Source organism: Pseudomonas sp. Z5-35, assembly GCF_051131945.1.
Classification (GTDB): Bacteria; Pseudomonadota; Gammaproteobacteria; order Pseudomonadales; family Pseudomonadaceae; genus Aquipseudomonas; species Aquipseudomonas marvdashtae.
This window is the reverse complement of the sequence record NZ_CP071640.1, coordinates 1,926,986-1,950,889: the sequence shown is the minus strand read 5'-3', so window position 1 is coordinate 1,950,889 and position 23,904 is coordinate 1,926,986. Positions and strand designations below refer to the sequence as shown.

Annotated in this window: 11 protein-coding genes and 1 pseudogene (1 of these 12 running past the window's edge); 8 read left to right on the top strand and 4 right to left on the bottom strand. The window is 63.2% G+C overall.

What is annotated here, in order from left to right:
* Position 1: 1 nt before the first annotated feature.
* The 3 genes and pseudogenes from J3P95_RS09135 to J3P95_RS09125 form a co-directional block, all read left to right on the top strand.
* A complete protein-coding gene (locus tag J3P95_RS09135; protein ID WP_434577736.1) occupies positions 2-1,972 on the top strand; it encodes a MacB family efflux pump subunit in 1,971 nt (656 codons plus the stop codon).
* Positions 1,973-1,982: 10 nt separating this feature from the next.
* Positions 1,983-3,383 (top strand): efflux transporter outer membrane subunit, encoded by a 1,401-nt coding sequence (locus tag J3P95_RS09130; RefSeq protein WP_434577738.1) that lies wholly within the window; start codon positions 1,983-1,985, stop codon positions 3,381-3,383.
* 11 nt (positions 3,384-3,394) lie between these two features.
* Positions 3,395-3,592, top strand: a pseudogene (locus J3P95_RS09125) (DUF6124 family protein); the annotation flags it as partial.
* A 165-nt stretch (positions 3,593-3,757) separates the two neighbouring features.
* On the opposite strand, the gene pvdP reads toward J3P95_RS09125, so the two are convergent.
* Positions 3,758-5,374: a pyoverdine maturation tyrosinase PvdP gene (gene pvdP / locus J3P95_RS09120; RefSeq protein WP_434562301.1), complete on the bottom strand. Its 1,617-nt coding sequence runs from the start codon at positions 5,372-5,374 to the stop codon at positions 3,758-3,760.
* Between the two features lie 204 nt (positions 5,375-5,578).
* On the opposite strand from pvdP, the gene pvdM reads away from it, so the two are divergent.
* The 5 genes from pvdM to J3P95_RS09095 all read left to right on the top strand — a co-directional run bounded on the left by pvdM (position 5,579) and on the right by J3P95_RS09095 (position 15,056).
* Complete coding sequence (gene pvdM / locus J3P95_RS09115) at positions 5,579-6,949, top strand: pyoverdine-tailoring dipeptidase-like protein PvdM (RefSeq protein WP_434562299.1); 1,371 nt, start codon at positions 5,579-5,581, stop codon at positions 6,947-6,949.
* Positions 6,946-8,226, top strand: a complete 1,281-nt coding sequence (gene pvdN / locus J3P95_RS09110) for a pyoverdine-tailoring periplasmic protein PvdN (protein ID WP_434577741.1) — start codon at positions 6,946-6,948, stop codon at positions 8,224-8,226. Before pvdM ends, pvdN begins: the two co-directional genes overlap by 4 nt.
* Before the next feature lie 23 nt (positions 8,227-8,249).
* Entirely contained in the window at positions 8,250-9,125 is an 876-nt protein-coding gene (gene pvdO, locus J3P95_RS09105) for a dihydropyoverdine dehydrogenase (protein WP_434577743.1), read from the top strand.
* Between the two features lie 77 nt (positions 9,126-9,202).
* Positions 9,203-10,861, top strand: coding sequence for a cyclic peptide export ABC transporter (locus J3P95_RS09100; RefSeq protein ID WP_434562293.1), 1,659 nt, complete (start codon positions 9,203-9,205; stop codon positions 10,859-10,861).
* A 37-nt stretch (positions 10,862-10,898) separates the two neighbouring features.
* The gene (locus J3P95_RS09095) at positions 10,899-15,056 is read left to right on the top strand and encodes an amino acid adenylation domain-containing protein (protein WP_434562291.1); all 4,158 of its coding nucleotides are present in this window, start codon (positions 10,899-10,901) and stop codon (positions 15,054-15,056) included.
* Positions 15,057-15,272: 216 nt separating this feature from the next.
* Here the strand turns inward: J3P95_RS09095 and J3P95_RS09090 are convergent, their stop codons facing one another.
* The 3 genes from J3P95_RS09090 to J3P95_RS09080 all read right to left on the bottom strand — a co-directional run.
* Positions 15,273-17,744, bottom strand: a complete 2,472-nt coding sequence (locus J3P95_RS09090) for a TonB-dependent siderophore receptor (RefSeq protein WP_434577745.1) — start codon at positions 17,742-17,744, stop codon at positions 15,273-15,275.
* 359 nt (positions 17,745-18,103) lie between these two features.
* Complete coding sequence (locus J3P95_RS09085; protein ID WP_434577747.1) at positions 18,104-21,322, bottom strand: non-ribosomal peptide synthetase; 3,219 nt, start codon at positions 21,320-21,322, stop codon at positions 18,104-18,106.
* Positions 21,319-23,904: the end of a non-ribosomal peptide synthase/polyketide synthase gene (locus tag J3P95_RS09080; RefSeq protein WP_434577749.1), read on the bottom strand. 10,902 nt of this gene lie beyond the right edge of the window; 2,586 of the gene's 13,488 nt are visible here — the last part of the coding sequence; the start codon falls outside the window, past its right edge; it ends in the stop codon at positions 21,319-21,321. The genes J3P95_RS09085 and J3P95_RS09080 overlap by 4 nt, the downstream gene beginning before the upstream one ends.

Genomic DNA, 23,904 nt, shown 5'->3' with positions numbered 1-23,904 from the left:
AATGGATACGCCCCTGATCGAACTGCGGGACATTTGCAAGGCCTACGGCGGCGGCGACAGCCCACGGGTGGAAGTCTTGCGTGGCATCGACTTGTCGATCCATGCGGGGGAGTTCCTGGCGATTGTCGGGGCGTCCGGCTCCGGTAAATCGACGCTGATGAATATCCTCGGCTGCCTCGACCGTCCCACCCGTGGCGAGTATCTTTTCGCCGGCGAAGACGTCGCCGGCCTGGGCAGCGACGAACTCGCCTGGCTGCGGCGCGAAGCGTTTGGCTTTGTGTTCCAGGGCTACCACCTGATCCCCTCCGGCAGCGCCCAGGAGAACGTCGAGATGCCGGCCATCTACGCCGGCACCTCGGCCGCCGAGCGCCACGCCCGGGCCAGCGCCCTGCTCGAACGCCTCGGCTTGGCGAGCCGCACCGGCAACCGTCCCCACCAGCTGTCCGGCGGGCAGCAACAGCGGGTATCGATTGCCCGGGCCTTGATGAACGGCGGGCACATCATCCTCGCCGACGAACCCACCGGCGCGCTCGACAGCCAGAGCGGCATCGAGGTCATGGCGTTGCTCGACGAACTGGCGAGCCAGGGCCACGTGGTGATCCTGATCACCCACGATCGCGACGTGGCCGCGCGGGCCAAACGCATCATCGAAATCCGCGATGGGCTGATCATCAGCGACAGCGCCACCGCTTCGCCGAGCGTCCCACAAGCCAATCCGAACGCATTGCAAGCGGTGGACCTGCGCCAGCGCCTGAGCGCCGGCAGCGAGCACAACGGTGCCTGGAAAGGTGAGCTGATCGACGCGGTACAAGCGGCGTGGCGAGTGATGTGGATCAACCGCTTTCGCACCGCCCTGACCTTGCTCGGCATCGTCATCGGCGTGGCCTCGGTGGTGGTGATGCTGGCCGTGGGCGAAGGCAGCAAGCGCCAGGTCATGGCCCAGATGGGCGCCTTCGGCTCGAACATTATCTACCTCAACGGCACGGCACCCAATCCGCGCGCCACCAAGGGCATCATCAGCGAACACGACATTGCCGCCCTCGCCGCCCTGCCCGAAGTGCAGCGCATCATGCCGGTCAACGGCAACAACGCCAACGTGCGTTTCGGCAACCTCGACCACACCAGCTATGTGGGCGGCAACGACACCAACTTCCCGACCATTTTCAATTGGCCGGTGGCCCAGGGCAGTTACTTCAGCGAAGCCGACGAACGCAGCGCAGCAGCGGTAGCCGTGATCGGCTACAAGGTCCGGCAGAAGTTGCTCAAGGATGTCGTCGATCCCATCGGCCGTTACATCCTGATCGAAAACGTACCGTTCCAGGTCGTCGGCGTGCTGGCCGAAAAAGGCGCCAGCTCCGGCGACTCGGACGCCGACAATCGCATCGCGGTGCCCTATTCCGCCGCCAGCGTGCGCTTGTTCGGCACACGTCATCCGGAATACGTAGTGATCGCGGCGCGGGACGCCGGCAAGGTCAAGGAAGCCGAGGACGCCGTTTCCCGCACCCTGTTGCGCCTGCATGACGGCAAGCAGGATTTCGAGCTGACCAACAACGCCGCGATGATCCAGGCCGAGGCCCGCACCCAAGGCACGCTGTCGCTGATGCTCGGGGCCATTGCGGCGATTTCACTGCTGGTGGGCGGCATCGGCGTGATGAACATCATGCTCATGACGGTGCGCGAACGGACTCGGGAGATCGGCATCCGCATGGCCACCGGCGCCCGCCAGCGCGACATCCTGCGCCAGTTCCTGACTGAAGCGGTGATGCTCTCCGTGGTCGGTGGACTGGCTGGCATCGGCCTGGCCTTGCTGGTGGGCGGCGCATTGCTGCTGGGCAAGATCGCCGTGGCCTTCGAATGGCTGGCGGTGTTCGGCGCCTTCGGTTGCGCGCTGATCACTGGCGTCGTCTTCGGTTTCATGCCCGCCCGCAAGGCGGCTCGCCTCGACCCGGTCGCGGCCCTCACCAGTGAATGAACCCCACCCTATGAAAGCGCACCTGACCCTTCTGGCCGCCAGCCTGTTGCTGGCCGCCTGCGCCACTCCTGCGTCGGCACCGGACAGTGGCATCCAGCCGCCCCAGGCCTGGCAGAGCCTCGACACCCCTGGCAGCCGAGCGGATAACCAACAATGGTGGACGCATTTCGGCAGTCCGCAACTCGATCAATTGATCGAACAGGCACGCTTGGGTAGCTTCGACTTGGCCGCGGCCATGGCCCGGGTGCGCCAGGCCCAGGCGAGCGCGGTGATCGCCGGCGCGCCGTTGCTGCCCGCGGTCACGGCCGGGCTCAACGGCAATCGCCAGGAATTGTTGCGCGGCAAAGGCTACAGCCAACTGGACGTCGACCGGGACAACCGCACCATCGACTACTACGACGCCAACCTCAGCGCCAGCTATGAGCTGGATTTCTGGGGCGGCAAGCGGGCGGCCCGGGACAGTGCGCTGAGCACGCTGGCGGCCAGCCAGTTCGACCGCGCGACCGTGGAGTTGACCTTGCTCAGCGGCGTCGCCAACAGTTACACCCAAGCCTTATCGCTGCGCGAACAACAGCGGATCGCCGAACTGAACCTGACCAACGCACAAAACGTCTTGAAGCTGGTGCAAACCCGCTACGACGCCGGCAGCGCCACGGCCCTGGAGCTGTCCCAGCAAAAAAGCCTGGTGGCGACCCAACAACGCCGCGTGCCGCAAGTGCAACAACAAGCCCGCGAAGCGTTGATCACCCTCGCGGCGTTGCTGGGCCAACCGGTGCAGTCGCTCCAGCTCGACGATGAACCGTTCGACCGCTTGCACTGGCCCGCCATCAATGCTGGCGTGCCCAGCGAGCTGCTGCGCCGCCGCCCCGACATCGCCGCCGCCGAAGCACGCCTCGCCGCCGCTCAGGCCGATATCACCGTGGCCCGCGCCGCCATGCTGCCCTCGGTCACCCTGGGCCTGAGCTTGGCCACTGGCGCCGACATCGCCGATCAATTGCTGCGCAATAACGTCTACAACCTCGGCGCCGGCCTGACCGCACCGATCTTCAACAACGGCCGCCTGCGGGCCGAACGGGACAGGGCCAGCGCCCGGCAAGAAGAATTGCTGGAAACCTATCGCGCAGCGATCGTGAACGGCTTCGCCGACGTCGAAAAAGCCCTGAACAGCATCAACGGATTGGATCAACAACGGCAATGGCAGACCGAAGAACTGCACCAGGCCCAGACCGCCTTCGACATCGCCCAAAGCCGCTACCAGGCCGGCGCCGAAGACCTGCTCACCGTATTGGAAACCCAACGCACGCTCTACGCCGCCCAGGACATGAATGTGCAATTGCGATTGGCGCGGGTGCAGGCGAGCGTGGCGTTGTACAAGGCGTTGGGTGGGGGTTGGCGGGTGGCGCCGATCTAAAGCCGAGCATCACCGTGGCGGAAGGAGCGGACATGGAATGCCTGTTGGCCAACCTCAGCGAAACCCTCGCCTCGGTCAACGTTATGGCCAGCGAATTGGCATTTGATTTGGAAGGCTCGCGACGGAGTTTCGCGCTGGCAATCCAGCAGATGATCGAACTCGGTGAGCTATTGGCCAACCGCGCCCTGGACATCGCCGCGCCGCGCTAGAACCTCCTCAATATAAAACGATACCCGTGGCGAGGGAGCTTGCTCCCGCTCGGTTGCGCAGCGACCGCAAGATTCTGGGGCCGCTACGCAGCCCAGCGGGAGCAAGCTCCCTCGCCACAAAAGCCGTCACCACAGAGCCCAGGCTCGGTCAGTCCAAGCCAGGGTTCATACCGGCTTGGACTTGAAATTACGCGCATACCACGGCCGTTGCGGCACGCGGCGGAACAGCTGCGCCAGCTTGTCGTCATCGCTGCCAAACGTAATGCGCAACGCCAGCTTCATGGTTTCCGGGTCCATCTCTACCGAGCGTCCTCCCTGCAACCCCGGCGTGGTGCTGCAACCGTGGGTGTCCGGTCCCAGCCAGGGATCGGCGATTTCCACCCAGCGACCGGGCGCGAACCAGGGCACGCCGTTGACCTCGAGCCGGCTCACTTCGCCCGGATGGAAACGCTCGTGGGCGCGATACCAATCTTCGAGGCGATCGTCGATCCAACCGTGGAAAGCCCAGAAAACCGGACTTACGTGGGAAGAAAACGGGTCACCGAGAAAGTCGTTTTCCGGCTCGAACCAACGCTGGGCGAAGTCCGCCGGATCGCGGGCGAACGGCACCGGGTGCCCGTTGGACGGGTCACGCGGCACCGAGGCCCAGCGCATGTGCAGCCAGTCGTGCAGGCCCAGTTCCACTTCCGAACCGAACTGGCCCAAGGTCAATTTCGACAGGTAGCGCGGGTCACGATAGCGCGATTCCCAGACCTGGAAATTACTGTGATAGGTCTCGGCGGTCTTGATGTCGCTGACCCACTGGGCGTACTGCTCATCACCACGGGCCAGCCAGGTCGGCGGCAGCGCCGTGCCATCGACGTTGTCGAAATACCGGGCAAACCCGAGGCGATCACGTTCCAGCTCCGGTTGCGGCAACGGAAAGCGTGGCCACGCCGGTAGCGGTTGGAACGAACGGGCCGTGCCCAGCATGTGCCGGTGCATGAAAAAGAAGTCCACGCCCGAGCCATTGCGGTCCTTACGCTTGCCGCGAGCGTCACGTTCCTGACCTCTCGGGCCGGGCTGCCAGCCGATGCCACGCAAGGCATCACGCTTGTCTTCGTCCAGGGTGTGCCATTTGTCCCGCGAGGCATGCCAGAGCTGATGGAACAGCCGGTGCTCGGGCGACACCAGCCAGGCCAGCAACGCCGGGCTCAGCGGTATGCGTTCCCGGGCTTCGGGGAAACGCTGCTTGACCGCAACAAACTGATGGTCGAGTTCGGGCGACGCCAACGGACGATCCAGGCGCAACACCCGCCCGCTGAGCGTGGCCGTGCCGGCATTGCCAAAGCCGGCCCAGACTTCGTCCAGGGTCATGATGAATTCGTAATCCGGCGCGTCATGCTCGGCGCCGATCAATCGCCAGCTCAGCTGCTTCGGATCGCTGCCGGCCAGGTCGCCCAATACGCGGTAGCGCGGTTCGTCCCCGGCGCGCAGGCGCTCGGCGGTGTCGAGGCAACCCACCAAGCCACGGCCCTTGTGGGCAATGTCGAGAAACACCTGCAGGCCATCGTCCGGCAGCCCGTCGAGCCCGGCATCGCGTCCGGTAAAACGGATCGTCCAGATGCCGCGCAGCGTGTTGGCACGGCGTTGACCCGCCACGTCCGCCACCTCGAACGAAGCCTCGCCGGGCGTGATGGTCGGGTCCGGCCGGGTCAGTTCACGGTGCCCGTAATACACCGCAGGCACGGCGGCACCGGTCAGCGCCAGGCCTGCCATGAACCATCGTCGAGAAATCGTCATTGCCTTACCTGTGTTCACCCTGGGGCGGGCTTTATCCAAGCTAGAACGTTGGCTGAGCGGACAAATTTAAGGCAAGAGAACAGCTCGGCTGCTGACGATGGCGATGATGCAGGCGCCTAAATTTCCCGCCCGACCGCTCGTTCCCCCCAGATAGCAAAGGCCCTCGAGCCTGTTCTTCCAAGGCGAACCAGACTGAGATCGGCAATGACAACACCACGTTCGAAAAAGGCTCTGTTCATCGGCGTGCCCCTGGCCCTGGCGCTGGTCGTCGGTGGCGGGCTCGCGGCCTGGGACCATTGGTGGCGGGACAATCCCGGCTACCCGGTCAAAGTGATGAAAGAGGCCAGGGAGTTGCACGAACGCCTGCTGTCCTTCGACAGCCACATCACCGTGCCGCTGGATTTCGGCACCGCCGGCAATGAAGCCGACAAGGACGGCAGCGGCCAGTTCGACCTGGTGAAAGCCAATCGTGGCCACTTGTCTGGCGCAGCCCTGACCATCTTCGGCTGGCCCGAGCTTTGGAACGGCCCCAACGCCCCGCACAAGCCCACCGCCGGCTTCGTCGAGGAGGCGCGCAACCAGCAGGAAGTGCGCTACAAAATCATCACCGGCATGGTCCGGGACTTTCCCAACCAGGTCGCCATCGCCTACACCCCGGATGACTTCCGGCGCCTGCACGGCGAAGGCAAGTTCGCGATCTTCATCAGCATGCTCAACGCCTATCCACTGGGCAACGACCTGAACCTGCTCGACCTCTGGACGGCGCGGGGCATGCGCATGTTCGGCTTCAGCTACATCGGCAATAACGATTGGGCCGACTCTTCGCGGCCGCTGCCGTTCTTCAATGATTCGCCGGACGCCCTCGGCGGTCTCTCCGACATCGGCAAGCAAGCGGTGAAACGCCTGAACGACCTGGGGGTGATCATCGACGTGTCGCAGATGTCGACCCCGGCCCTGGAGCAAGTCGCGCAACTGAGCCGTACGCCGTTGGTGGCCTCCCATTCCGCGCCACGGGCGATGGTCGACATCCCGCGCAACCTCAGCGACAAGGAAATGCAGCTGATCAAGGCCAGCGGCGGCGTGGTGCAAATTGTCGGTTTTTCCCAATACCTGCGCCCGCTGACGCAAAAGACTCAGGACAAACTCAACGCCCTGCGCGAGCGCTTCGGCCTGCCGCCGCTGCCCAATCTGGCGATGGCGCTGATGCCGGGCGACCCGATCATTGCCGCATGGCCGGAACAGAAGTTCGGCGAATACGCCGGCCAGCTCTACGGCATCCTCGAAGACGAACCCAAGGCCAGCCTCAAGGACCTGGGCGATGCCATCGACTACACCGTGCGCAAGATCGGCATCGACCACGTCGGCATCAGCTCGGACTTCAACGAAGGCGGCGGCGTGAAAGGCTGGGAGAACGTCGGCGACATCCGCAACGTCACCGCCGAATTGCTGACACGTGGCTACTCCGAGGCCGACATCGCCAAGCTGTGGGGCGGCAACTTCCTGCGGGTCTGGGATCAGGTCCAGAAAGCCGCCCGCCCCGCCATCGCCTCGACCCAGAAGGTCGGCCAGCCATGAACGAACGCCGCACGTTTCTCAAGCAGGCCGGGATTCTCGCCGCTGGCTTGCCGTTAGCCGCCAGCCTGCCATCCACAGTCGTGGCCGATCCACTGCCGCCGCTGTCTCAGGACAAATGGGCGCAGTTGCGCTCGTTGTTCAACCAGGATCCGGACTACCTGCACTTCTCCAACTTCCTGATCACCACCCACCCGCGCCCCGTGCGCGAGGCTATCGAACGGCACCGTGCCGCGCTGGATAAAAACCCGGGGCTGTTGATGGACTGGGACTTGGGCGTCACTCAAGAGCGTGAGGAAAACGTACGGACCTGGGCCGGTCGCTACCTGCAAGCGACCCCGAAACAGATCGCCCTGACCGGCAGCACCACCGAAGGCCTGGCGATGATTTACGGCGGCGTCCATGTACGGCCCGATCAGGAAATCCTCACCACCGCCCATGAACACTACGCCACCCACACCATTCTCGATTTGCGCAAGCAACGGGACGGCACCCGGGTGCGCAAGATCAAGCTGTTCGACAACGCCCACGACGCCAGCCATGAACAGATCCTCACGGCCATCGACCGCAACATTCGCCCCGAAACCCGCGTACTGGGCATGACCTGGGTACATTCGGGCAGCGGCGTGAAGCTGCCGATCGACAAGATCGGCGCCCTGGTGGACAAGCACAACCAGGGCCGCAGCGATGAACAGCGAATCATTCATGTGGTGGACGGCGTGCACGGTTTCGGCGTCGAGGACCTGAATTTTCCGGCGATGAATTGCGATTTCTTCATCGCCGGCACCCACAAATGGATGTTCGGTCCGCGCGGTACCGGCCTGGTGTGTAGCCGCAGCGAAGAGCTCAGGTACGTCACGCCGATCATCCCGACCTTCTCCGAGGCCACGGCGTTTTCCACCACCATGACGCCTGGCGGTTACCACGCCTTCGAACATCGCTGGGCGGCGGACGAGGCCTTCAAGTTGCACCTGCAACTGGGCAAGGCCGAGGTGCAGGCGCGCATTCACGCCCTCAACGGCTACCTGAAAAAACAACTGCTGGCACTGCCGCAAATCGAACTGGTCACGCCGCTGAGCCCCGAACTGTCGGCGGGGTTCACCTTCTTCCGTGTCAAGAAGCGCAAGAGCGACGAAATCGCCGCCTACCTGATGCAGAACCGCGTGATCGCCGACGCCGTGCACCGCGACGCGGGGCCGGTGGTGCGCACCGCGCCGGGGCTGCTCAACAGCGAAGCCGAGATCGATCGCTTCATGACCTTGCTGGGCAAGACACTCTGAACCTGACTTATCGAGAGAGACGGATGAACAGTTTTTCGTTGAAGCTACTCCCGACACTGGCCCTCGCCGCCCTGCTGCCCTCCGGCGCCCAGGCCGCGCAACCGGGCCAGGTTTTTCGCGACTGCAAGGACTGCCCGGAAATGGTCGTGCTGCCCACCGGCACCTTCCAGATGGGCACCCCGGACGACGAAGTGGGACGCGAGCCCGACGAGGGGCCGATGCATCCGGTGACGTTCGCCAAGCCGCTGGCGATCAGCCGCTTCCAAGTGCTTGAAGGCGAGTGGTTCGCCTTCCTTCAAGACAGCGGCTACGTGATGCCCGATGGCGATAAGCGTCCCGGTCGCGCCTGCAAGGCCGGCGTCCCGGATTATCAGGGCAGCGACCCGCGCAAGCAGTACACCGACCGGCACCCGGCGGTGTGCATGGACTTCGCCGAGGCCAATGCCTACGTGGCCTGGCTGTCGAAAAAGACCGGCAAGCAATACCGATTGGTCAGCGAATCCCTGCGCGAGTACGCAGCACGCGGCGGCAGCTCCGGCCCGTTCCCCTTCCCCTTCGATGAAGGCAAGGACTACAGCATCGCTCAGCACGCCAACACCTATGGCGCGGCCGACGGCTACAACTTCACCGCCCCGGCCGGCAGCTTCGCGCCCAACGCCTTCGGCGTGTACGACATGCACGGCAACATCTACGAATGGACCGCCGACTGCTTCAACGAGAACTACGCCGGCGCCCCAAGCGATGGCCGCGCCGCGCTGACAGGCAACTGCAAGATACGGCGCATTCGTGGCAACGATTGGGGCGAAGCGCCGGTGTTTTCCCGTTCGGGCAACCGCAATGCGGTGTATGTCGACGCACGCGGCGATTGGCTGGGGTTCCGGGTCGCCCGGGATATGTAAGCCGTGCCTACCCGCCTAGCGCCACTTAGCCCGTGTCTTTAACCATTGCCATCACCGGCCCAGAAAAGGGAACTCCCATGATCTCGAACTCCCGCGGTGCCCTGCGTGAAGTGCTCAGCCTGCTCAAGCCGTTCCGGCTCATTGTCGTGGCGTCGATCCTGCTCGGCATGCTGGGCGGACTGAGCATCACCGCCCTGCTGGCAACCATCAACGACGCCTTGAACGCCGATGCCGGGCCGACGCCGCAGGTGTTGGCAACCTTCGCCGGCCTGTGCGTGGCGGCGCTGCTGACGTCAATTCTGTCGGACATCGGCACCAACCACGTCGGCCAGAACATCATCGCCAGCCTGCGCAAATCCCTCGGCCAGAAAGTCCTGCTGGCGCCCATCGAGCAGATCGAGCGATTCCGCAGTCATCGGCTCATCCCGATACTGACCCACGACGTCAACATGGTCAGCAACTTCGCGTTTTCCTTTGCGCCACTGGCCATCGCCTTCACCGTCACGCTTGGTTGCCTGGGCTACCTGGCCTACCTGTCATTGCCGATGTTTGCGCTGTTGCTGGTCGCGCTGGTGATCGGCACTGTCATCCAATACGTGGCGCGGGCCCGTGGCATCCGGGGGTTCGAAGCGGCCCGCGAGGCCGAAGACGCCTTGCAAAAGCACTACAGCGCAATCGCCGCCGGCGCCAAGGAATTGCGCATTCATCGCCCACGCCGCCAGCGCATGTTCAGCCAGCGTATCGAAGCCACCGCCGACCAGATCTGCGACACCAACATCCGCTCGGTCAACACTTTCGTGATCGCCAAGACCTTCGGCTCGATGCTGTTTTTCGTGGTCATCGGCTTGGTCCTGGCCTTGCAATCGCTGTGGTTGGGCACTGACAAAGCGGTGCTCAGCGGCTTTGTGCTGGTGTTGTTGTACATGAAGGGGCCGCTGGAATACCTGGTGATGACCCTGCCGGTGATCAGCCGCGCCAACATTGCCTTCAAGCGCATCGCCGAACTGGCCGAGCAGTTTTCCTCGCCGGAGCCGCACCTGTTGCTCAACGACAAGGGCGTCCCCAAGCCGACGCTCCAGCAGCTTGAATTGCGTGACGTGCATTACGCCTTCCCAGCGGTCGATGGCAGCCAGGCCTTCGCCCTCGGACCGGTCAACCTCTCCATCGCCCAGGGCGAGATTGTGTTCATCGTCGGCGAGAACGGCGGAGGCAAGACCACGTTGATCAAATTGCTGCTGGGGCTTTATTCGCCCCAGGGCGGCGAGATCCTCCTGGACGGCAAGCCGGTACTGGCTGCCGGCCGCGACGATTACCGCCAATTGTTCACGACGATTTTCGCCGACTACTACCTGTTCGATGAACTGGTGCAAGGCGATCAACAGGTGCCTGAAGACGCCAACCGCTACCTGCAGCGCCTGGAGATCGCCCATAAGGTCAGCATTCACGACGGCGTGTTCAGCACCACCGATCTTTCCACCGGACAGCGCAAGCGCCTGGCACTGCTCAACGCCTGGTTGGAAGAGCGCCCGGTATTGGTCTTCGACGAATGGGCCGCCGACCAGGACCCGGTGTTCCGGCGGGTTTTCTACACCGAGCTGCTGCCGGAGCTGAAGGCCCTGGGCAAAACCATCATCGTCATTTCCCACGATGATCGTTACTTCGACATCGCCGACCAACTGGTCCGGATGCAGGCCGGCCAGGTCATCAGTGAAAAGACCCCGGCAGCCTTCGCCTGAACCTGCCGACGCAATGTTTGTTGACCGCGAGAACACCATGAACGAACTGCTAGACGATGATCTGCTGGCACTGCTGCTCGACGAGGCCGCTGATGACATGCACGCCCGGTCCAACCGCCGCAGGCTGGACCGCGCGCCCTTGTCTTTCGCCCAGCAACGCCTGTGGCTGGAGCAACAGCGGGATCCGCTCCGATCTGCCTACAACCTGCCACGTGCCCTGCGCCTGACCGGCGAAATGAATGCCGACGCCTTGGAACAGGCATTGAACCGCGTCATCGACCGGCACGACATCCTGCGCACCGCATTCACTGAAATCGACGGTGCCGTCACCCAGGTAATCGAGCGTAACGCCCGCCTGCCCCTGCACCGGGAGGACCTCGCCGCGCTCGATCAGCCGGCACGGGACCAGGCGCTTTCACAGCGCATCGAACAGCACGCCCGGCAACCGTTCGATCTGACCCAGGCGCCACTGATGCGGGCAACGTTGCTCAGGCTGGGCAGTGATGAGCATGTGTTGTTGCTCAACATGCACCACATCGTTTCCGATGCCTGGTCCAACACGATCCTGATGCAGGACATGACCCAGGCCTATGCCCAGGCCTTGCGGGGCGATCCGTCACCGCTGCCGTCGTTGCCCCTGCAATATGCCGACTACGCGACCTGGCAGCGCGGCGACTATGTGCGCAGCCCAGCCTGCCAGCGCAGTGGCGCCTATTGGAGCGACTACCTCGGCCATGACTTGCCGGCATTGGAACTGCCTCATGACGTTGCGCGCACCGCGAATCAGCAACACATGGCCGGACGCGTGCAGGCGTCTCTCACCCCGGCGATGGTCCAGGCCTTGGATACGTTCTGTCAGCGAGAGGGGCTTACGCCTTTTGTCGTGGCGCTGGCGGCCTGGCAATTGTTATTGGCTCGGTACAGCAACCAGAACGATTTCACCGTCGGCGTTCCCAACGCCAACCGCAACAGCCACGAAAGCCAGGAGCTGGTGGGTTTTTTCGTCAGCAGCCAGGTGTATCGGGCGCGGATCGACTCGACCCGCGGCGCGCGGGATTTCCTCAGGGACCTGCGCGCCCAGTCGCTCGCCGCGCTGGAACATGCCGACTATCCGCTGGAGCTGATCCTGGATCAGCTGCAACGTCCCGGTGCACAGGGCGCCGGTGCGCTGTTCCAGGTCTTGTTCAACTGGCGCACGGGCTCGTCCTCACCGTCGGCGCCAGGCTTGGGTCAACTGGCGCTGGAGTTTTTGAATACCGGTGACAACCAGGCCAAGTTCGACCTGTCGCTGGACGTCGATTATTCCCAGCAACAGGTGCTGGCAACGTTCGAATACAGCCGAGACCTGTACCGCGCAGAAACCATCGAGCGCATGGCTGAGCACTGGCAGAACCTGTTGCGAGGCCTGATCGAGACGCCCGGATGCGCCCTTGGCGAACTGCAATTGTTGAGCGCCGACGAACACCAAAAAACCCTGGCCGACTGGAACCGCCAGCCGAGCCAACTGCGCAGCGAACAGTGCCTGCACCGGTTGATCGAAACCCACGCCGCCAGCACCGGCGACGCCATCGCGCTGACCTTTGAAGAGCAGCACATCAGCTACGCCGAGCTCAACCGACAGGCCAACCGATTGGCCCATCGGCTGATCGAACAAGGCGTCGGGCCAGACGTACTGGTCGGCATTGCCGTCGAGCGAACACCGCAGATGATCATTGGCCTGCTGGCGATTCTCAAGGCCGGTGGCGCGTACGTGCCGCTGGACCCGGCGTACCCGGCCGACCGCCTGGCCTACATGATCCAGGACAGTGGTGTCACGCTAGTCCTGACCCTGGCTCACTTGCGCGATTCACTGGCGCTGCCCGCTGGCGTGACGTGCCTGCTGCTGGATCCGCTCGATACCGACAATGCCTACCCGGAGCACAATCCGAATGTGCCGATGGATCCGGATAACCTCGCGTATGTCATCTACACCTCGGGCTCGACCGGCAAGCCCAAGGGCGCATTGCTCGCGCACCACAACGTCAGCCGACTGTTCCAGGCCACCGAGCACTGGTTCAATTTCGATCACCGGGACGTGTGGTGCCTGTTTCATTCCTACGCCTTCGACTTTTCCGTGTGGGAGATTTTCGGCGCCCTGCTGCACGGTGGACGGCTGGTCATCGTGCCCCACGCCGTGAGCCGTTCGCCGCAAGATTTTTATGCCCTGCTCTGCCAGGAAAACGTCACGGTGCTCAACCAGACGCCCTCGGCCTTCAGGTCGCTGTTGCAGGTCGCCTGCGCGCCTCGGCAGCCTCTCGTCCACCGGCTGCGGCAGGTGATCTTCGGCGGCGAAGCAATCGATGTGCAGAGCCTGCGCCCCTGGTTCGAACGTTTCGGCGACCAGGCGCCACGGTTGATCAATATGTATGGCATCACCGAAACGACGGTGCATGTCACCTGGCGTCCGCTGACGATGAACGATTTGCACAGCGAGGCCGCCAGCCCTATCGGCGAGCCCATCATCGACCTGTCCTGGTATTTGCTCGATGCGCATCTGAATCCGGTCGCCAAGGGCTGCACCGGCGAGTTGCATGTCGGCCGAGCCGGCCTGGCCCGTGGTTATCATCAGCGCGCCGACCTCACCGCCAGCCGCTTCATCCCCGATCCGTTCGACCCGCTGCCGGGTGGCCGCCTGTATCGCACCGGAGACCTGGCGCGCTACCGCAGCGACGGCAGCATCGAATACATCGGGCGCCTGGACCATCAAGTCAAGATCCGCGGCTTCCGCATCGAACTGGGGGAAATCCAGGCGCGCCTGCAAACATTGCCAGCGGTTCAGGATTGCGTGGTGCTGACCCATGAAGGCGCGGGCGGCTTGCAACTGATCGCCTACGTGATCGCAGCGCAACCGTCCACCGCCGAGCTGCGCGATGAACTGTTGGTCGCGCTCAAGGCGCAGTTGCCAGACTACATGGTGCCCAGCCACCTGCTGTTCATCGATCGCTTGCCGCTCAACGCCAATGGCAAGCTCGACCGCAAGGCCCTGCCGGAACCTGGTGCCCATCTTTGGCGTTCGCATTACCTGGCGCCGCGCACTCAGTTGGAAGAAGCCCTGGCGCAGCTCTGGCAACAATCCCTCAAGGTCGAGCGCGTAGGCATCGACGACAGTTTCTTTGAGCTTGGCGGGCATTCGATCCTGGCAATCGAACTGATCGCCAACCTCAAGGCACAGCTCAATATCACGGTGCGCCTGCAAGAACTGCTGGCCAACCCGACCGTCGCCAAACTGGCGCTGTTCATCTCGCACAAACACCGCGAACAAACACAATGCCTGGTCGCCTTGAACAACGCCCCCGTCAGCGCCCCGCAGCTGTTTTGCCTGCACCCCAGCGGGGGCATTGTGTTCTGCTACCAGCCATTGGCGCGCAAACTGCAAAACCGCGCGCGCACCTTCGGCGTCATGCACCGCGGCTTCAGCGAACCCCATGCAGGCCCCGAGGCATGGCACGAAATGATCGCCGACTACAGCCGGGAAATCCTCGCGACCCAACCACAGGGCCCGTATAACTTGATGGGCTGGTCCTTGGGTGGAACGATTGCGCTGGACATCGCGGCGACGCTGGAAAGCCAGGGTTACACGGTGGGTTTCCTGGGGCTGGTGGACAGCACGATTCCGGAACAGCTGTATCCCGTGACGTTGCAACGTCATCGGGAATTGCTTGCGCAGGAAAAAACCGACCCGGCTTCGCAGGATCTGCATGAGGCCATTGAGTATTTCGACCTGCTGTTTCCTGCCCTTACGGAACGTACCGCGACCTATCGACGGGAACACCCTGACAGCTCGGTCAAGGCCTTCCATGAGTGGGCCGCCGGCCAGATCGAGCCTGAGCGAGGCGACTTGCTGTCGATCGTGCAGAGCGTCAAGGAAGAGGTCATGAACGCCCAGGCGTTCTCGGTGCATGATCGGTTGCTGGAGGCCTTTGAGGGGTTCACTTTCAAGCCGGTACGGGTAAGGCCGAGCTGCTGGTGGACCCAGGCGGAGAAGACGCCGGAGGAACTGGCGTTTTGCGAGGCGTTGGTCAGGGAACATAGCTTGACTGGCGAGTTACAGTGCTCGGTGCATTCGCCGTTGCGCCATCGGGGCATGATCTTTGATGAGGGGTTGCTGGATTCGTTGGTCGAGGTGTTTTTGGCCGGCACGGCACAACAGCCATAGCACCGCAAAGAAGAACAGCACATAACCCGTGGCGAGGGAGCTTGCTCCCGCTGGGGTGCGCAGCAGCCCTTTTTGTGAGCGCTTCGCACTCAAGCGGGAGCAAGCTCCCTCGCCACAGGGTTTTGCGTTCTCCCGGCAACTTGCTGGACGGGCTGACTAACCCCATAAAAAAACCGACCCGCACATGGCGGGTCGGTTTTTTTGTTCTCGCGATGATCAGAACTGCGGCGTGTACTTCACGGTGAACATCAAGTTACGCGGATCACCAAAGTTATTGTTGCCATTGAGCTGGTTGTAAGCCGGCGTGATGTAGGTCTTGTCGAACAGGTTGTTGGCATTGAGCGCCAGATCGATTTCCGACGTCAACTTGTAGCCGACACGGGCGTTCCATACGGTGTAACCTGGGATTTCACGATCATAGTCGTAAACCAGTGTGTGACTTTGGGTGGTGAAGCCCAAGCCGGTGCTGACACGGCTCCAGTCGCCGGTGAACTGGTAGTTGCCCCACACGCGCAGCATGTGTTTTGGCGTCCAGGTGCTGAAGACTTTGCCTTCGTTACTGGCGGTGTCTTTCAGGTACTTGGTGGTGTTGTAGGTGTAGCCGGCGAACAACTGCAAGTTGTCTACCACTTCACCGCTGATTTCAGCCTCGATACCCTGGCTGCGCACGGTCCCAGAGGCACTGGAGCAGTTCAAGTCAGTACAGCCTGGAATTCTGACGGCACGGTTTTCATGATCGTAGCGGAAGACAGCCAACGAAGTGTTGACCCGACCATCCATCAACTCACCCTTGAGGCCGACCTCATAGTTGGTACCAACGATGGGCTTGAGCACCGAACCGCTAGGATCTAGGTTGGTCTGGGGCTGAAATACATCCGTATAGCTGGCGTACACCGCCCATTCGCGGCTCAGGTCATAGACGATGCCGGCATAGGGCGTGACCACCCCGGTTTCGGTTGCGGTGCTTGGGTCGACGCGTGTGATACCGGCTGAGTTTTGGATTTTCGATTTGTAGCTGAAGTCATACCAACTGACCCGCGAGCCCAGGATCAGCGTCAGATCGTCCACCGGCTTGACGCGCCAGGTGCCGTACAGGCCTTTTTGACGGATGTCATACTTGCTGAGGACGCCCCGGCCAGTCGGGCTGTTGATCAAGCTGTCATAGCTGATGTCCGGGCGGTCGTTGTCCAGATCGAAGATCGTGTCGCTGCTGGCGTTGAAAGTCCGGGCGTATTTGTCATCCGTTTCCAACTGGGAGAAGTTACCGCCGAGCATGACTTCCTGCTCCATCGACAGGGCTTCGAATTTGCCGACCAGATTCATGTCCAGCCCCACTTTGGTGGACTGGAAATCAGTCAAGAAGTCGGCATATTGCACACCGGTGCCATCGGGATTGAGACCGACAAGGGCATTTTGCGTCCGCTGATTCTTCGCCTGGTTGTCTTCGCTCATATACACGCCCCCCACCTTGAATGCCCAATCCTCATTGAAGCGATGCTCCAAATCGGCGTAGTAGGTGGTGACGTCGATTTCCGATCGGTTCCAGCGCGCGCCGGTGTAGGTCGAGCGCGACACGTCCGGCATCGAGCCGTCGGCGTAGCGTGGCAGGCCGCGGATGTTGCCGCGCGATTCACCGTTGGATTGGCTGACCGCGAAACCCAGGGTGGTGTCTTCGCTCAGGTCGATGTCCAGCGCGCCGTACAGCGAGTGGGTCTTGCTCCAGGCATGGTCGACGAATGAATTGCTCTGGTCTTCGTCGGCGACGAAGCGCCCGCGAATGTTGCCGGCCTCGTTCAGCGGGCCACCAGCGTCCAGTTGCAGGCCGTAGTGATCCCACGAGCCGGCCTTGCCGGTCAGGGTCACGGTCGGGGTGCTCTGGCCGCGCTTGCGCACCAAATTGACGGCACCACCTGGGCTGCCGGTGCCTTGCAGCAGGCCCGAGGCGCCACGGAGGATTTCCAGGCGGTCGAAGAAGATCAAGTCCTGGGTCGCCCAGTTGCCCAGCGAGTAGGTGTTGCGCGGGATCGGCACGCCGTCGTACTGCCAGTCATCGATCTGGAAACCGCGCGACGACAGGATCATGCCCTGGCCGACGCCCTGCAGGCCGACGATGCCGGTGGTCTGGTTGACGGCGTCCTTGAGGTTGACCAGGTTCTGGTCATCCATCTGCTTGCGCGTCATCACGGTGATCGACTGGGGAATTTCCTTGAGGGTGTGGGTGCCCTTGCCGATGGTCACGGCGTTGCTGGTATAGGACTGGCTGCCTTCGGTCGTCGCCTCCAGTTCCGCGGCTTTTACCGTGGTCGCGCCCAGTTCCAGGGTTCCGGCGGCGGAACCCTTTGTCAGCATCAACGTGTTGCCCTCGAAACTGTGGCGCACGCCGGTGCCCTTGAGCAATTCGGCGATGGCCGCCTGCGGGCTCATCCTGCCGCTGACGCGGTTGCTCCTCAGGCCGGCCAGTTCGTCGGCGTTGTAGATCACTTGTTGGTTGGTCTGCTTGCCGAACGCTTGCAGCGCCTGCGGCAGCGGTTGTGCCGGGATGTCGAGGCTGACGTCTTCAGCCATCACCTGGGCGCTAAATGGCAGAACGCAGACCAGACCCAGCCCCGTCAACATCCGGCGCGAACGCAGGCCGCGGGACATGACAAGTGCCTTGAACAACGGTTTCAACTCATGAATTGCCGACATCGCGCTCTCTATTATTGGTAAAGGTGAAAAGTCCATGGGGCCAAAGGGCCTGCCGCTCGCCAGCACGGGTGAACCCGCACCGTCGATTGCCTGAGGCAATGCATCGGTGCGTGGCCGACCGGCCCCTCCCCGGGCACGGTCGTCCGGCTGGACGACGGCTAAATTTTTTCCTGGACACAACCGGCGCCTGGGCTGCCCTGCCCGAGCCGATTTGCCCGCATACCTTAGTAAGACGCAGCACTTGGGAAAAACCGGAATGAGTTTATTTATCATTCGCGCATAAACTTAAAAAAAAGCCGACGCTCGCGGGCGTCGGCCTGTTGTTGGATTAGATGTTGGGTGAGATGTTGACTGAGATGTCAGCTACCCTGCGCAGCCTTGGCGGCTTGCAGTTGCCGAGCCTGTTCGGTCAGGCGGGCCTTTTCCTCGGGGCTCATCGCGTCCATGCGCAGGCGCACCTGGGCGATTTTTTCCAGCTGCCCCGGAGCGCTCTCCTCCGCCCGCAACGCCATGGCGAGCGACGCCACGGTCGGATGATCGAAGACCAGTCCCGGATGGATGTCGCACTGCAACAACTTGCGAATGCCGGCCACCAACTTGATCACCAGCAACGAATGCCCGCCGGCGGCGAAGAAGTCGCGGTCGATGCCCAGCCGTTCAAGCCCCAGCAGCTGCGCCATGCGCGCGGAGAGCAATTGCTCCAGCGCATCACGTGGCGCGAGGTCTTCGTCGTTGCTCGGCGCGATCATCAGTTGCTGCAACGCCTTGCGGTCGATCTTGCCGTTGGCCAGGCGCGGGAAACGTTCGATCACTTGCAGATGCTGCGGCACCATCACGCCGGGCAGCCGGGCGATCAGTTCGGCACGCGCGGCGTCCAGCACGCCCGAAGACAGCCCTTGCCGGGCCACGACGAACGCCAACAATCCCTGCTCGGCCGACGCGGCCGGCAGCACCAGCGCTTCGGCAACTTGCGGCACGCGCAGCAGTTCGGCCTCGATTTCCGCCAGTTCGATACGGAACCCGCGCACCTTGACCTGCTGATCACGGCGACCGTGCAACTGGACAGCGCCGTCGGCGCGATAACGCGCCAGATCGCCCGTTCGGTAAAGGCGTTGCGCCGGGTCGAACGGGCTCTGGATAAACGCTTGCCCGTGCGCCTCGGCATTCAGGTAGCCCCGGCACAATTGCGCGCCGCCCAGGTACAACTCGCCCAACATGCCCACCGGCGCCAGGCGCCGATCAGCGTCGAGGATGTAAACCTGATTGTTGCCCAGCACGTGGGTCAGCGCCGAGCAATCATCGGCAGCGCCGTCCAGTGACAACGGATGAATCATCACCCCGACCGTGGCTTCGGTCGGACCATAGTGGTTGAACACCCGGCAATCGCTGCGCAAACGTTCGATGCGCTCGACCAACGTCGGCGCAATCGGCTCGCCGCCGAGCACCAGCGTGCGTGGCAGTGTGGCGTGCTCACTGTCGAGCAGCGCCGCGAGGTGCGACGGGACGATTTTCAGGCAGTCGATCTGTTGCTGTTGCATGAATCTGCCAAACAACTCGCCGTCCTGCATCTGCTCATCAGTGGCGACGTGCAGGGTCGCGCCGTTGAACAACGCACCGAACAGCGCCGTGTTGCCCAGATCCGCCGCCACGGTGGAACTGAACGCGACGCTGCTGCACTGCCCAAGCCCCAACGTCCGGCTGGCCTGGGCGGTGTAGTTGAGCAGTTGCCGATGTTCGATCACTACGCCCTTGGGCACGCCGGTGGAGCCAGAGGTAAACAGCACGTAGGCGATGTCGTTGCCCTTGGTCATGAGCGCCGGCAACGGCGCGCTCGACAAGTCGAGCCCCCCCACCGTCAGCGCGGTGTATGGCTGCTCCTGCCAGTCAGGCACATGTAGCGCATCAGTCAGCACCACAGCGGCGCCGGCCTGCTCCAGCATCAACGCCTGACGGGCCTGGGGCCACTGAATATCCAGTGGCAGATACGCCGCCCCGATGCGCCAGCTCGCCAGCATCGCAATCACCAGGTCCACCGAGCGCGGCAAGGCCAGCGCGACAATCGAACCCTCGCCCAAGCCTTGGTTCACCAGGCCCTGGGCGATGCGCTCGACTTGGCTATTCAACTGGCCGTAGCTGAGGGATCGATGGGCGTCGGTCAGGGCAATCGCTTCCGGCGTCTCAAGCGCCAGATCAGCGATACGCTGCGGCAGGTAGCGCTGATCGACCAGCGCCTGCATCGTCGGGTTGATTGCCCGTAAGCGCTGTTCCTCTTCAGGCCCGAGCAAGTTGAGCTGCGCCAGCGGTGTTTGCGCAGCCGCGAGGATCGAAGCCAACAGCACGTCGAATTGTTCCAGCACGGTGATGGCCGCCGCCGACGAATAACGCGAGGCGGCGTAATGCAGGTTCACCGAATCAAGCTGCTGGGCGTCGTCCAATTGAACGTGCAGCAGCACCTCGAATCCGTCGGCCCGCGCGGATAGAGACTCAGCCGCCCAGGCCAAACCGCCGCTGCTGCTGGTAATCGGCGCCCGGCCTACCGTAAAGCCATAGGCCGGATACGCCGCGTCTGGCGCCAGCTCCGTCGCCCAGTATTCCTGCCAGGTGCGATGTGCTTCGAGGCGTGCCGCCAGCTCCACCAGCCACTCGCTGAACGGCGCGGTGGCCGGCAGCGGAACGCAAAGCGGCAGGTTTTTTTCGAACACGCCAATGGCATTGGCGAAGTACTCGTAGTCGCCTCGGCTGTCGTGGCGCACGCCGACCAGCGCCTGTTCGAGGCCGCTCAGGCGCCCCAGCAATACCCACCAGGCGCCTTGCAGCAACGTCGCCAGCGGTTGGCCGAGTTGGTCGGCCAAGCGTTGCAAGGCGTCGCGCCGGGCCGGTTCCAAGCTCAGCGATACCTGCGCATTAGCTGTCCCGCTGGCGGTGCTGCGTGCGGCCAGCCACGGTGTGTCGATATCCGCCTGCAAGCCTTGCAGGTGTTGCTGCCAATAAGTCCGCGCAGTGGCGGCGTCTTCATCGAGCACCACTTCGCTGCGCCATTCCAGATACTGGGCGAACTCGCCCGGCGCTTCGTCTTCCGACGCCTGGCCCGCGTACGCTTGCCGTACCTGTTCCAGCAACAGGCTCATCGATCGGGCATCGGAACTGTAACGAGCGATGCCCAGCAGCAATTGCCATTGCCGTGGCGCCAGGCGATACAGCACGGCCTGGACACTGGCCGATTCGCCCAGCACAAAAGCGCGACCGAGGGTTTCGTCAATCTGCGCCCGGACTTCATCGGCGCGCTGCTCGCTGGCCTGTACCGTCAGCGGGAAGCGCCCGGCATCGGCGGCGGCTTGACGCAGTCCGTGGAAACCGCCGACCTTGGCCAGGCCCGCCAGCACCATGGGTTGCTGCGCCACCACCGTATCGAAAGCGACCTGCAATCGCTGCGAATCGAGATCGCCGTCAATGACCACACTGAACCAGCGCAAGGCCTCGCCGCAGGTCACCGTGCCCGTCAGCCATTCAACTTCCCGTTGTTGCTCGGGCGTCAGGGCGAAACCCGGATCCTGCGCGTCCATCATCACCTCGTTCATGCTCCGGTTTCCTCGGTATTGAATGCGCCCCGCGGGGTTTGCCCAAAGGCAGGTCGTTGCAGGCTGGCATGGTCATACATGTCGCCCATGGCGACGACGATCTTGCGCGGCCCCTCGAACGGGTCGCGGGCGTGGGCCACGAGCATGTTGTCCAGCAGGATCACATCGCCCTTCTGCCAGTCGAAACGCACCGCGCAGGCCTCGTACAACTCGCCGATACGCGCCATCACCTCGTCTTCAATCGGTGTGCCGTCGCCGTAATACACGTGACGAGGCATGCGCTCCAGGCCGTACATCGACAACAGGTCCTGGCGCACGTCCGGCTCCAGCCAGTAGACGTGGTGCAGCTGCACCTGGTTGAAGAACGATTTCTCCCCGGTGATCGGGTGCGTGATGATCGCCGGCCCCGGCGTGCGGGTTTGCAGCTCATCGTTATCGAGCCAGCGCCATTGAATGCCACCGGCCCGGCAGCGCGTCTCCACTTCAGAACGATCCTCGGTCTTGAAGAAGTGCTGCCACGACACGTCGAGCTTGTCGGTGAAGGTGCGCACGTACAGCAGCCCCTTGTCCTCAAATTTTTCGCGAAGGTCTGCAGGAAGCTTTTCGTACATCAAGCGGCAGTCCACCACTGGCGTCGCACCGCCTACGGGCGCGGCTTGCTCGCAATAGAACATCTGCTTGCGCGGCCAGCGGTCCTGGTGGGAGCTCTCGTTGTGGAACAGGATCATCTTGCGTTCCGGGTACGGCGTGGAACGGTAGGTGTTCTTGCCTCCCTCCTTCTTGGGAAGATCGCCATACTGGCCGTACAGTCCCGGTTGTATCGCTTCGGCGAAGGCTTCAAAGCCCTGGATGCCGTCCAGCGCGAAACCGCGGAACAGGATGCCGGCGTGTTCGGCCAGCTTCTGCTCGATCAATGGCCGGTTCTGCTGGATCCACTCGATGACGTCCAAGTGTGGCTCGCCAGGCTCCATCATCAGCGGGAAGCGCTGTGGCGCGGCCACCAGCGATTCGCGCACCAACGCCGGTCGAGGCCGGGCAGCCGGAGTCGTCGCGCGCTTGAGAAACTTGCCCAGTTTGTCGGCCTTGGGCCCCGGGACTTTGGCAGGCATGGCGGCTGTCGCCACGTTGTCGACTGGCATGCTGATAGCTCCCAATTGAATGTCCTGATCAGCGACGATCTGTTCCAACAGGGCCGTCCAGGCCTGGATCAGGTACTGGATGCGCTCATGTCCGAACAAGCCTGTGGCGAATTGCCAATTACCGCGCAATTGCCCTTCTCCTTCGTCAACGAACAACGCCATGTCGAATTTAGAATGGGTCTGCAGCGCCGGCAGGAACTCGACGCTCAAGCCCGCCATGGCGCGGCTGCGCACCGGCACGTTGTTCATCACGAACAACACCTGCAGCAGCGGGCTCATGCCTTTGTGCCGCGGGACGCCCGAGGCCTCGACGATCTGGTCGAACGGCAGGTCCTGATGCTCCAGCGCGCCGAGCAGGTCGTCCTGGGTCTGCGCGAGGAATCGGCCGAAAGTGGCGTCGGCGACGAAGCGCGAACGCAGCGGCAGGACGTTGACGAAGAAACCGATCAGGCGCTCCAGCTCGGGCTGTTCGCGCCCGGCCACGTCGGCACCGACCACCAGATCCTGCGTAGCGCAGAGTCGATGCAACAACACCTGGAACGACGCCAGCAACGTGCTGTACAGCGTAACACCGGCCGCGCTGGATACTCGCCGCAACGCGGCGCTGAGCCCGGCAGAAAGCTCGAACTGCAACGCATCGCCTTCATAGGACGCCGTCGGGCCACGAGGATTGTCCAGCGGCAGGTCGAGACGACCGTTGTAGCCGTCGAGCCGGTCTTTCCAGTAATCGGCCTGGCGCGCCAGCACGCCTTGTTCCTCCAGCGCTTGCTGCCACAAGGCGAAGTCGTGGTATTGGACCTCCAACGGCGCCAGCGGCATCGGTTCGTTGCGCGAGGACGCCTCGTAGACCTGCACCAGCTCATTGATCAACAGCCCCATCGACCAGCCGTCGGAGATGATGTGGTGCATGGCGTACAACAACACATGCTCGGTCGGGCCCAGGCGCAGGATCCGTCCGCGCAGCAGCGGCGCCTGTTCCAGATCAATCGGTGTACGCGCATTGTCCAGCGTCGCCTGGGCGACGTGTTCCTGCTGGGCACCGGGCGAGAGGTCGGACAGATCGGTCAGCGGGAAATCCAGTTGGACCTCATCGACGATCAGTGCCACCGGGTCGCCTTCGTCGTCCTGGACGTAGGCGGTGCGCAGCACGGCGTGACGGCGTGTCACTTCGGCGAAGCTGCTCATCAGCCGCTCGACCGACAACTCGCCACACAGCCGCAACGCCATGGGCATGCCATACGCCGATGTGCCGCCGGCCAGCTGCTCGGCGATCCACAACCGCCGTTGCACCAGCGACAGCGGCGCCGATTGCCGTGGGCCATGGGCCTTGAGCCGGACCTGGCTGGAGTCGCCCGCCCGCACCGAACCCTCGTCGCCAGCGCTCATCACTGCCGCCAACGCCTTGAGTTGCGGGTGATCGAACAGGTCGCGCAGGCTCAATGG